12 protein-coding genes and 3 pseudogenes are annotated in these 11344 nt (G+C 59.6%); 11 read left to right on the top strand and 4 right to left on the bottom strand.

Annotated features, from left to right (window positions below; genetic code table 11):
* The first annotated feature begins 252 nt into the window (after positions 1–252).
* Both ACR3E2_RS00075 and ACR3E2_RS00070 read left to right on the top strand, forming a co-directional pair.
* Entirely contained in the window at positions 253–381 is a 129-nt protein-coding gene (locus tag ACR3E2_RS00075) for a hypothetical protein (protein ID WP_480492596.1), read from the top strand.
* Positions 382–765: 384 nt separating this feature from the next.
* Positions 766–1491: a Hint domain-containing protein gene (locus ACR3E2_RS00070; RefSeq protein WP_480492594.1), complete on the top strand. Its 726-nt coding sequence runs from the start codon at positions 766–768 to the stop codon at positions 1489–1491.
* Positions 1492–1610: 119 nt separating this feature from the next.
* On the opposite strand, the gene ACR3E2_RS00065 is transcribed toward ACR3E2_RS00070, so the two are convergent.
* Positions 1611–2111, bottom strand: a complete 501-nt coding sequence (locus ACR3E2_RS00065; protein WP_480475487.1) for an Lrp/AsnC family transcriptional regulator — start codon at positions 2109–2111, stop codon at positions 1611–1613.
* A gap of 223 nt (positions 2112–2334) precedes the next feature.
* Between ACR3E2_RS00065 and trxB the strand changes: the two are divergent.
* The 4 genes and pseudogenes from trxB to ACR3E2_RS00045 all read left to right on the top strand — a co-directional run bounded on the left by trxB (position 2335) and on the right by ACR3E2_RS00045 (position 7409).
* Positions 2335–3275, top strand: a pseudogene (trxB, locus tag ACR3E2_RS00060) (thioredoxin-disulfide reductase).
* A gap of 146 nt (positions 3276–3421) precedes the next feature.
* Positions 3422–3727, top strand: a pseudogene (locus ACR3E2_RS00055) (RES family NAD+ phosphorylase); the annotation flags it as partial.
* Positions 3728–3940: 213 nt separating this feature from the next.
* The gene (locus tag ACR3E2_RS00050) at positions 3941–5494 is read left to right on the top strand and encodes an adenylate/guanylate cyclase domain-containing protein (RefSeq protein WP_480492593.1); all 1554 of its coding nucleotides are present in this window, start codon (positions 3941–3943) and stop codon (positions 5492–5494) included.
* A gap of 196 nt (positions 5495–5690) precedes the next feature.
* The gene (locus tag ACR3E2_RS00045; RefSeq protein WP_267362968.1) at positions 5691–7409 is read left to right on the top strand and encodes a bifunctional sulfate adenylyltransferase/adenylylsulfate kinase; all 1719 of its coding nucleotides are present in this window, start codon (positions 5691–5693) and stop codon (positions 7407–7409) included.
* Between the two features lie 101 nt (positions 7410–7510).
* Here the strand turns inward: ACR3E2_RS00045 and ACR3E2_RS00040 are convergent.
* From ACR3E2_RS00040 to ACR3E2_RS00030, 3 genes and pseudogenes are all read right to left on the bottom strand, one after another.
* Positions 7511–8393, bottom strand: a pseudogene (locus tag ACR3E2_RS00040) (PhzF family phenazine biosynthesis protein).
* Positions 8394–8484: 91 nt separating this feature from the next.
* Positions 8485–8709, bottom strand: a complete 225-nt coding sequence (locus ACR3E2_RS00035) for a DUF1150 family protein (protein ID WP_209504776.1) — start codon at positions 8707–8709, stop codon at positions 8485–8487.
* Positions 8710–8714: 5 nt separating this feature from the next.
* The gene (locus tag ACR3E2_RS00030) at positions 8715–9128 is read right to left on the bottom strand and encodes an Hsp20 family protein (protein ID WP_058275530.1); all 414 of its coding nucleotides are present in this window, start codon (positions 9126–9128) and stop codon (positions 8715–8717) included.
* 163 nt (positions 9129–9291) lie between these two features.
* On the opposite strand from ACR3E2_RS00030, the gene ACR3E2_RS00025 reads away from it, so the two are divergent.
* The 5 genes from ACR3E2_RS00025 to ACR3E2_RS00005 all read left to right on the top strand — a co-directional run.
* Complete coding sequence (locus ACR3E2_RS00025; RefSeq protein ID WP_480492591.1) at positions 9292–9513, top strand: YdcH family protein; 222 nt, start codon at positions 9292–9294, stop codon at positions 9511–9513.
* Positions 9514–9589: 76 nt separating this feature from the next.
* Complete coding sequence (gene purE / locus ACR3E2_RS00020) at positions 9590–10075, top strand: 5-(carboxyamino)imidazole ribonucleotide mutase (RefSeq protein ID WP_267362974.1); 486 nt, start codon at positions 9590–9592, stop codon at positions 10073–10075.
* On the top strand, positions 10072–10455 hold the full coding sequence (locus ACR3E2_RS00015) for an NAD(P)-binding domain-containing protein (protein ID WP_480492589.1): 384 nt from the start codon (positions 10072–10074) through the stop codon (positions 10453–10455). Before purE ends, ACR3E2_RS00015 begins: the two co-directional genes overlap by 4 nt.
* On the top strand, positions 10436–10825 hold the full coding sequence (locus ACR3E2_RS00010; RefSeq protein ID WP_480492587.1) for a hypothetical protein: 390 nt from the start codon (positions 10436–10438) through the stop codon (positions 10823–10825). The genes ACR3E2_RS00015 and ACR3E2_RS00010 overlap by 20 nt, the downstream gene beginning before the upstream one ends.
* A 2-nt stretch (positions 10826–10827) precedes the next feature.
* Positions 10828–11344, top strand: a 517-nt coding sequence (locus tag ACR3E2_RS00005) for an ATP-grasp domain-containing protein (RefSeq protein WP_480492585.1), incomplete at its 3' end; no start/stop codon positions are given.

Raw genomic sequence — 11344 nt, 5'->3', positions numbered from 1 at the left:
TGCCCTGCCACTTTTCCGCCACATTTGTTGTGTTGATTGGGCATCAGAATCGTAACGAGTTTTTGCCAGTAATCAGATCGGTATCTGACGTTCGAAAATCGGGCGCTGGCGTGTTGAGTGGGAGGTCCGTCTGACTTCATTTTTCTGTCCGCAAATCATCCCGGATAAGCCTTATCCCTGCCGCAAACCCGCGTCACAAAAGGTTCACAGAGGATGTGGGGAAATACACCCCGTTCAGAGCAGGACCAAAAAATGAAGACCAAATCACGCTTTCTGAAAGCCATGGTCGAGGCCACTCGGGACCAGAACACGGAAATGCCGTGGAAGCGGGTAACAAGCAATTCTGTCAGGGTCGCCAGTCGCATCGCGGCACGACGCTGAGACAGAAAACCCAGAGACCAAGCTGCCGGTCTTATTTGGGTCAACGCGTATCAGGTTCGCTCCGGCCTGATGTATCGCGCGTCACGAGCGAGGGGTTCGTGACTTTTTAGGAGTTGTGTGTGTGCGGGCAATTTCGCCCGTGAAGTACGAGTTTGTCTGGGGGGTCAATGTGTTGACCATTGGAAAGCGAGATTTAGTCGCGTTGCGGGACCGTACCGGTTGCCGCCCGAGGGTCACCCATTTGTTTCAAGGCAAAGAACCAGTTCGCCGGGCGCGTCTGTACGGGGTACGCCGCGCCTGACCGAACATTTTGAGGGGACGGAATATAATGACTATTCTAATTCACTGGCCCGCGCGGCCAGAAATGCTATCGAAACGTCTGTTATGCTGCGGGACGCGCCGCGGCCGGTTTCCAAGCCAAAAGCCCAGCTGCGCCGCTATGAGGTCAGCAGCCTGTTGAAGAACGGAGATGTGGTTCAGACCCGCCACATCGCACCTGCCCTGCCGATGTTTGAAGACGCGTTTTGCGCCTTCACACGTGGATCTTTGGTAGAAACGGAACATGGACCGATGGCAATCGAGGATCTGATGCCGGGGGATACGGTCCTGACGCAGGATGGCGCATCGGAAACCGTGTTGTGGAAGGGATCTGTCACGTTGATCCCCGGACGCGCGGATTCACGTGGCCGGACGCGACCGCTGACGCGGATCATGGCGGATACGTTCGGGATGCAAAAGCCAATGTCGGGTGTCATTGCTGGCCCGGCGGCGCGAATCGTGGGAACACCTGCGCATTTGCGGCACCTGCATGGGGGGCAGCCGATTCTTACACCCGTGTCCGAATTTCAGGACGGGATGGGTGTCATTGAAACAATGCCGCCCACCCCCGTTGAACTGTTTCACATTTGTTTAAAACGCCATTCCGTTATTCGCGTAGATGGATTACAGTTCGAAACATATCATCCAGGTGTGAATGCGGTTCGCATGATCAGCCACTCGCTTCGGTCGATCTATCTGAACCTGTTCGCGCATATCGAGTCGCTGAACGATTTTGGCCCGCTGCTGATGCCGCGCGCCGGAGATGGTGAGATCGACGCGATGACGGCCTGAGCATGATTGTGATTACTGCATTATGGGGGGCATCATGCAGCTGGTAATAAGTTGGGTTCTATCCCTTGCGGTGGCAGCACTGTTGCCACCAATCACCGCGCAACCAAAACGTGTTGGGGTCACGCCATCCGGTTCATACGTTCTTCCAGAACGTCGAACGGTACGCCTGGCTCGTCTTTTGCGCCGCGAATAACGAGCGATGTCTTGACGCTGGCCACGTTTGGCGTGGTCAGCAACTCGCCCGTCAGAAACTGCTGAAAGCTGCTCAGGTCAGGTGCGACGCATTTCAGAATGAAATCCACTTCGCCGTTCAGCATGTGGCATTCGCGGACCAATGGCCAATCGCGGCAGCGGCCTTCGAACGCGCGCAGTTCGACTTCGGCCTGGCTGTCCAGACCTACCATGGCAAATACCTGAACCTCGAACCCCAACTCGCGCGAGTTGACCTCGGCGTGGTAGCCGGTGATGAAGCCGGATTCTTCGAGTGTGCGCACCCGGCGCAGACAGGGCGGGGCCGAGATTCCAACCCGTTTTGCCAGCTCGACATTGGTCATGCGACCGTCCGCCTGCAGTTCCGCCAGAATCTTGCGATCAATATCATCCAGCCGGGTCGTGACCATAAAACGCTCCTGATTTTTCGGTTCTTATATCAGCACCCCACACGCGCAATAATGTTTCGCAGATGCGCAATTTTCTTTGTTTCCTTTTCGCCTTCTTCCCGAAACCCAAGGCACCCCGGCCCGAAGGGGGCTGAACAGTAAGGGGCTTTAAGCCGGGCCAGTCGGTCGCTATATCGGGGCGACGGGCCGCGGGCCCAAATCAGGCAATTCGAGCGGGGGCACCATGGCCGACACAAGACACACCAAGGTTCTGATCATCGGGTCAGGGCCCGCAGGATACACTGCAGGCGTATATGCAAGCCGCGCCATGCTGGAACCCATTCTGGTACAGGGCATCGAACCCGGTGGTCAGCTGACAACGACGACCGAGGTCGAAAACTGGCCCGGCGACACCGAGGTGCAGGGCCCGGACCTGATGGTGCGGATGCAGGACCATGCGAAGGCCATGGGATGTGAGGTGATTGGCGATATCATTAGCGATCTGGACCTCAGCAAGCGCCCCTTCACCGCCAAGGGCGACAGCGGCACCACCTATACCGCTGATGCGGTCATTCTGGCCACAGGCGCGCGTGCAAAATGGCTGGGTCTGCCGTCGGAAGAGAAGTTCAAGGGCTTTGGCGTCTCGGCCTGCGCCACCTGTGACGGGTTCTTCTATCGCGGGCAGGAAATCGTGGTGATCGGTGGCGGTAACACAGCCGTGGAAGAAGCCCTGTTCCTGACCAATTTCGCCAGCAAGGTGACCCTGATCCACCGCCGTGATGAGTTGCGGGCGGAAAAGATCCTTCAGGATCGCCTGTTGAAGAATGAAAAGATCGAACCGCTGTGGTTCCACCAGCTGGAAGAAGTGATCGGCACCGATGCGCCTTTGGGCGTCGAAGGTGTTCGGGTCAAACATGTTAAAACCGGCGAGATCACCGAGATCCCGTGCAAGGTGTCTTTGTCGCCATCGGCCACGCCCCTGCGAACGAGTTGGTCAAGGACACGCTGGAAACCCATATGGGTGGTTATGTCGTCACCAAACCGGGCAGCACCGAAACCTCGATCCCCGGCGTGTTCGCGGCAGGCGATCTGACCGACCATGTCTATCGTCAGGCGGTAACAAGCGCCGGGATGGGCTGTATGGCGGCACTGGATGCCGAACGGTTCCTGGCCGAACAGGACTGATGCATGCTTGAATTCTCTGGCCCAGTCTGGAGAATTCTGTTTGCGTCGCAGGCAGCGACCCCATTGCTGCCTGCCCGCGCGCCTGAGGGCGCTTTCATCATTCCGGACAGTTCGCGCTTTATGCCTCGCTCAGCGCCGAGGGCGCTTCGGTCGCCATCCGGCGCTACGTCTCGGGCGACGATCCCGACCGCGTGATACAAAGGTTTCTGGTGGAAAACGCGCGGTTGGTGGACTACCGCGGGCAGACGGCTGTGTCGGTGATCTGGCAGGATAATCGTGCTATGGGGGTCCCTTCGCCGACATGGGCTTTTTCGGATAAAGCGCGGGCACTGGGGGCGGACGGCTTGATCTACAGCTCGCGCTCGCGCCCCGACCTCAGCCATCTGGTGCTGTTTTGTGCGGACAAGATATCAATTCACTCCCAACACCCCGCGACCCACTGGCGGGCTTAGATTTGCACCCGAAGCCTTGACCTGACCGCGAACGTCCTCGCAAAGTCCAACCAAGGCGAACAGCGATACAGGTGGTATTCTTGAAGAGCGCTTTGTGGCGTGGCGGTTGGGCAACCCGGCTTCGGATCGGCAGCGGGTTGGTTCTGTTTGCTTTCGCTTTCTTCCATTTCATCAACATCGGACTGGGCCTGTTTCACCGATTATCTGCACGGGATGCAGGACGGTCGAACAGCGGTGACGCGGCACAGTTTTATGAGCCTGCTGCTTTATGCGGCGTTGTTCACACATGCCGGTCTGGCCCTGGCTTCGATCGCACAACGCCGGACCCTGCGCATGCCGTTCAGCACGGCGTTGCAGATTGTTCTGGGTCTGCTGATACCTTTGCAGCTGATCTCGCATGTCATTCAGACCCGGGTCGCGCACGAGATTTACGACGTCAATGACGAGATGGGGTACATCATCATCCTGATGTGGCCTAACATCGTAATTTGGATGCAAAGCGCGTTGTTGCTGATCGTCTGGGTGCATGGCTGTATCGGGCTGCATATGTGGTTACGGCTGACGAAATGGTGGTCCAGCGCCGTACCCTATCTGATCGGTGTTGCCGTCTTCATCCCCATGTTCGCCTTGGCCGGTCTGCTGACCGAGGGCCGCCGCATTTGGTTGGAATTCGCGGATGAGTTTCTGCGGGAACAATATATCGAGCATTACAACTGGCCCTCGCCCGAGGCGTTCCAGACCATGTTCACCGTCAAGGATAATGCCCTTTTGGCGTTCTGGCTCGCCTTGGCGGCCACGGGTCTTGTGTATATCGGGCGCAAGCTGTGGCGGCGCAGGCATTCGGTGCGGTGTTACAGCAACGGGCCCGAGGTGGATGCCGAAAAGGGCATGACCTTGCTTGAGATTTCGCAGGCACATAGTGTGCCCCATACGGCCTTGTGCGGCGGGAAGGGACGCTGCACCACATGCCGCGTCATCATCGAGGAAGGCGCTAACGCCCTACCCCCGCCCGGCGATGTCGAGGCCCGCAGCCTCGCCGCTGTCGGCGCCTCACCGCAGACACGGCTGGCCTGCCAGATCCGCCCGACGGAACCGACCACTGTTTTCCGCGTTTTTCAACCGGATGGCGGGCGCGTTCGCGGGCATGCCAGTCAGGGGCAGGAACGGAAACTGGCCGTGCTGTTTCTGGACATGCGCGGATTTACCGCCCGCACGACGGGTCAGCTGCCCTATGATATCGTGTTCCTGCTGAACCGGTTCTTCGACGCCGTCGTACCTGCCATCACCAAGGACGGCGGTGTCGTGGACAAGTATATGGGCGACGGGTTGCTGGCGGTTTTCGAGAAACCCGATGCGGCCGCATCCGCCAGCGCGGGGTTGAAGGCTGCGATAGATATCAGCCATGCCCTTGACCGGTTCAACGAGCAGCTTGAGGCCGAAGGCAGCCCCGGCATTCGCATCGGAATGGGCTTACACCTTGGTGATCTGGTGCTGGGTGAGATTGGCGCGCAGGGACATGCCGCGAGAACGATCATCGGCGACGCCGTCAATGTGGCCAGCCGACTGGAAAGCGAAACCAAGGCCTTGGGGGTCGAGTTGCTGGTCTCGCAAGAGGTGTTGAAGGCTGCGGGTATGAACCTGCCGCCGGAGGGTATCCGGATGTTCCAGCTGCGCGGCGTTGCCGATCCGATTCCCGCCCTGCCAGTCACCCGCGCGTCCGGGCTTGCGCCGCACACGCGAAAACAGGAACAGTCATACCTTGCATGATCGGAATATATACGCCCCAAGGAACGAGATCATCATTTTGATTTCATAGTTGGAAATTCCTTCCAATCCGCGAGAAATCAGCGCATATCGTCCTTTGTTTCATTGACGCCAGTGGACTTCGCCCAACAGTCGGTGCAAATGCCCCGAAAACGCCCTTGAATCACTGGCAACACAACACTGCGATAAGAGTATTCAGATGACGATGTTAAGCAATCTGGCCCCCATTCCCGAACTTTATGTGTCGTATGACTCGGCCCAGAAACTGAAGGTCGAAGCCGCCGACCTGACCAGCTGGGATCTGAGCCCGCGCCAGATCTGTGATCTGGAACTGCTGATGAATGGCGGTTTCAACCCGCTCAAAGGTTTCCTGAGCGAAGCCGATTACGACAATGTCGTCGAAAACATGCGTCTGGCTGATGGCACGCTTTGGCCGATGCCCATCACGCTGGACGTCAGCGAAGATTTTGCGGACAAGATCGAACTGGGTCAGGATATCGCGCTGCGCGATCAGGAAGGCGTGATTCTGGGCACCATGACGGTCACTGACCGCTGGACCCCGAACAAGGCCCGCGAGGCCGAGAAGGTTTTTGGTGCCGATGACGATGCCCACCCGGCTGTGAATTATCTGCACAATGTGGCGGGCAAGGTCTATCTGGGTGGCCCTGTCGTGGGCATCCAGCAGCCTGTTCACTATGACTTCCGCGGTCGCCGCGACACGCCGAACGAGCTGCGCGCCTATTTCCGCAAGCTGGGCTGGCGCCGGATCGTGGCCTTCCAGACCCGCAACCCCCTGCACCGTGCGCATCAGGAACTGACTTTCCGCGCCGCCAAGGAAGCGCAGGCCAACCTGCTGATCCACCCGGTCGTGGGCATGACCAAGCCGGGCGACGTAGACCACTTTACCCGCGTGCGCTGCTATGAGGCGGTGCTGGACAAGTATCCCGCGTCCACCACCTCGATGAGCCTGCTGAATCTGGCGATGCGCATGGCTGGCCCGCGCGAGGCGGTCTGGCACGGGCTAATCCGCGCCAACCATGGCTGCACCCATTTCATCGTGGGTCGCGATCACGCGGGTCCGGGCAAGAACTCGGCCGGGGAAGATTTCTATGGCCCCTATGACGCGCAGGATCTGTTCCGCCAGTTCCAGGACGAGATCGGCGTCGAGATGGTCGATTTCAAGCACATGGTCTATGTGCAGGAGCGCGCGCAATACGAGCCGAATGACGAGATTCTGGACAAGGACAATGTCACGATCCTGAACATCTCGGGCACCGAGCTGCGCCGCCGTCTGGCCGAGGGTCTGGAAATCCCCGAATGGTTCAGCTTTCCCGAAGTGGTGGCCGAGCTGCGCAAGACCAAGCCGCCACGCAGCCAGCAGGGCTTTACCGTGTTCTTCACCGGCTTCTCGGGCTCGGGCAAGTCCACCATCGCCAACGCGCTTATGGTCAAGCTGATGGAGATGGGGGGCCGTCCGGTCACGTTGCTGGATGGCGATATCGTGCGGAAGAACCTGTCATCCGAACTGGGTTTCTCGAAAGAGCATCGCGACCTGAACATCCGACGGATCGGCTATGTGGCATCCGAGATCACCAAGAACGGTGGCATCGCCATCTGCGCCCCGATCGCACCTTATGCCACCACGCGCCGCGCGGTGCGCGAAGAGATCGAGCAGTTTGGTGCCTTCTGCGAAGTGCATGTCGCGACCACCATCGAAGAGTGTGAGCGGCGCGACCGCAAGGGTCTGTACAAGCTGGCCCGCGAAGGCAAGATCAAGGAATTCACCGGTATCTCGGACCCGTATGACGTGCCTCAGAACCCTGAATTGCGTGTCGAGACCGAAAATGTCGAGGTCGACAACTGCGCTCATCAGGTGCTGCTGAAGCTGGAAAGCATGGGCCTGATCGCAGCAGGCTGAACCAGATGAATGAAACACAGCGGCCTCCGGTTTTCGGGGGCCGTTTTTGTTTTGATAGTCTGAGGTGTTCCGGGCAGTCCCTGGGGACGGGAACGGTTCGGCTACTGGGTGGCTTCTGGCAGATCAACCTGCCCGCGCATCAGGATATGCCCCTGACCGGCTACCTTGATTCCCGTCATCGCATCGGTGGGGCCAACGCGTGACAACGGCCTGGCCGGGCGACCCATATCGTGCCCCTGTTCAGCAACGAAACTGTCTTTGGTCATCAGCCCGTATTTCCACAGATAAGCCGCCATGGCCCCGGTGGCAGACCCGGTAAACGGATCCTCGGGCGGGCTGGGCGGGGCCATGAGCAGGCGCGAGAACGTATCGCCCGCGTCGGTGGCCCCTTGGAGCGTCACGAGGAAAGGCTCGGCCATGTCCGAGCCGGAATACCCTGCCGTCGCAGCCACTTTGCGCAGCGCGTCCTCGGACAGGCGGGCCGCGCGCAAAGCGTCATGATCGCGCAGAACGGTAATACAGAAGGGCAAGCCGGTTGAAACCATCCGGGGTGGCGAGATGATGGCTTCTTGCGGCAGGCTGATCGCCTTTGCCACCAGATCGGCTGGCACATGCGCACCAAATTGCGGTGCGACCTGCGTCATCTCAATCTGTTCGCCCTGCAAACCGATCGAAACGATACCAGCGCCGGTTTCCAGCGTCAGGTTATCACCGGAGATCATGCCGCGCGACCGCATCGCCGCTACGGTGGCAATCGTCGGATGACCGGCAAAGGGAATTTCACGGCTGGCCAGAAAATAACGGACGCGGATGTCGGCCACGTCGGACGGGCCGGTGAATGTGCATTCGACCAGAGAGGTTTCGCGCACATAGGCCATGCAGACCTCGGCCGAGACCCGCGCCGCCGTGGACCACGGCACAACCGTTGCCGCCGAATGCACGATTGGTGAAGGCGTCTACCCAGTCGAATTCAAACCAGCTCATGCAGTCGGCTCCGTTACAGGTTAAAAGCGGCAGTTTCGCCGATGCGCGTGTGTTGCGGGCAACGTTTCAGCCCCACCGGACAAGGGGCCGTTCAGTGAACGGCCACAGGTGACAGGTCGTGCTGACGGGCCAGAACGAAGGCCAGCTTGCGGTCGGCCACAAGTGCCAGTTGCTGCCCATCGGAATCGTGCACGGCATAAAGGTGATCCAGATCACCTGCCTGATCGCGCAGATCACGCGGCAGATCGGCAACGTCGACTGTTTTCACATAGACGATACGATCGCCTTCGGTGTTGATTTCAATCGGTGTATTCATTGCTCTTACCCCTTCCGTATGTTGATTGTCTGAACCACGGTTTCCGGCACGGCGCGGGTCAGATCCACATGCAGCAGACCGTTTTCCATGATCGCCTCTCCCACCTCGACCCCGTCAGCCAGCACGAACATGCGCTGAAACTGACGCGCCGCGATACCACGGTGCAGGAAGATGCGCCCCTCGCTGTCGTCGCGCTGACGGCCCCGGATCACCAGTTGGCGATCCTCGATGGTGATCGACAGATCCTCTTCGGCGAACCCGGCCACCGCAAGGGTGATGCGGTAGGAAAAGTCCGAGGTCTGTTCGATGTTATAGGGCGGGTATCCTTCATTACCGGCCTTTGCAGACCGTTCCAGAAGGCGTTCCAGCTGCTCGAACCCCAAAAGATGCGGGTATGAGCCAAGAGTAAGTTTCGACACGTATTTTCGTCCTTTATTGTCAAAGCGACGTGGTGCGCGGTCCCGTTCCGGCAACCGCTTGTTATAGAATATGGGAAGAAAACAGGATGTCCACAAGGTCTGGCGCGATAACGTCTGACACACTATCTTGTTGGGCAAGCACCACAACAAGCCCGAGTCGCCAATGAACGCGCCCACCGACCTTTCGATGAAAACCGAAGAAGTTCTGCGGGTTGAGTTGGATTTTCGCCGCCAGCACCGCGACCTTGATGAGGCGATCGAGGCGCTGCACGAAAAAGGAACGGCTGATCAGTTGACCCTTCGGCGTCTGAAAAAGGAAAAACTGCGCCTGAAAGACTTCATCCGCCTGATCGAAGACCGCCTGACCCCCGATATCATTGCCTGAACGCCCTGTACCGCATTGCCACAAAAGCGGATTTGGCTATAGTGCGCGCTCTTTCTGAGCGCGGGGACGTAAGCGGATGAGCGATGTGACAGTGGGGATCATCATGGGCAGCCAGTCGGACTGGCCCACGATGAAGGAAGCCGCGGATATTCTGGATGAACTGGGCATCGCTTATGAGGCGCGTATCGTTTCGGCCCATCGCACCCCGGACCGGTTGTGGGACTATGGCAAGACCGCCGTGTCGCGCGGGTTGCAGGTGATCATCGCGGGCGCTGGCGGAGCGGCACATCTGCCGGGCATGATGGCCTCGAAAACACGCGTACCGGTGATTGGCGTGCCTGTGCAGACGCGGGCCTTGTCGGGGGTGGATTCACTGTATTCCATTGTGCAGATGCCCAAAGGCTTTCCGGTGGCGACCATGGCAATCGGGTCGGCTGGCGGGGCCAATGCGGGCCTGATGGCCGCGGGCATTCTGGCCTTGCAGGATGAAGCCCTGGCCGCGCGGCTGGATGCCTGGCGTGACGCGTTGTCCGCCTCGATCCCCGAGGAACCGCAGGGATGAGCCGGATCGGGTTTATCGGCACCGGGCATATCGCCGCGCCGATTGCGCGGCTGATGGCCGCCAAAGGGCATGAGGTCAGCGTGACAGAACGCAACGCCGAGGTCTCGACCGCCCTGAAGGCCGAACTGGGCGTGACTATCGCGCCGCCGCAAGCGGTGATTGACGCCTCGGACATCGTGTTCCTGTGCCTGCGCCCGCATATGCGGCCGAGGTTCTGGCCCCCTGACCTTTCGTGCCGATCAGCAGGTCGTGTCAGTTATGGCGGCCGTTTCCGCCGAGGATTTGGCCAAGCTTTGCGCCCCTGCGTCGGATTTCGTCCAAACCATCCCACTGGGGTTCTTGCAGTCCGGTGGCTGTCCGATGGCGGCGTTCGGCAATGACCGCTTGCTGGCCGAGCTGTTTGAGCCGGAAAACCCCGTGGTCAAGGTTGCGGATGAGGTGGCGCTGAACGCGCATTTTGCCATTTGTGCCATGGTTCCCGGCATTCTGGATCTGATGGCCACCGGGGCCGAATGGCTGGGTGACGTAACCGGCGATGCGGACGGGGCCGAGTTCTATACCACGCAGTTGATGGCGGGTTTTCTCGCCGCGATGGAAAAAAACACAGCCGGGCGGTTGGCACAGGAGCGCGACGCTTTGGCGACCGAAGGTACTTTGAGCCTGCAAATGACGGGCACCCTGATCGAACAGGGCGCGCATGAGGCGCTGAGAGCGGCGCTTGGCGCAATTGGAAAACGTTTGGAGAATTGACGATGGCGGAGATGCTCGCCCAAGGTGCAGTGATCGGGATTCTGGGTGGCGGCCAGCTGGGCCGGATGCTGTCGGTGGCGGCCTCTCGACTGGGGTTTGTCAGCCACATCTACGAGCCGGGCGCAAACCCGCCTGCCGGGCAGGTTGCGGATCGGGTTACGACAGCGGCCTACGACGATATCGACGCCTTGACGGCCTTCGCCGATGCGGTGGACGTCATCACCTATGAGTTCGAGAACATCCCGACCGAGGCATTGGATATTCTGGAAGCCCATCGCCCCATTCGTCCCGGGCGTGAGGCATTGAGGGTCAGTCAGGACCGCCTGACCGAGAAGACGTTCCTGCAGGGGCTTGGCCTGAAAACGGCTCCGTTTGCGGATATCACCGATCTGGACAGCCTGAATGCGGCCATCGAAGAAATCGGCGCCCCCGCCATCCTGAAGACCCGCCGCTTTGGCTATGACGGCAAAGGACAAGCCAGATTGCGCACCCCCGGGATGCCGAGGCCGCGCTGGCCGA

The organism is Ruegeria sp. AL7 (assembly GCF_056536105.1).
The sequence above is the reverse complement of the archived record's forward strand: the minus strand, read 5'-3'. Positions and strand labels throughout refer to the sequence as shown.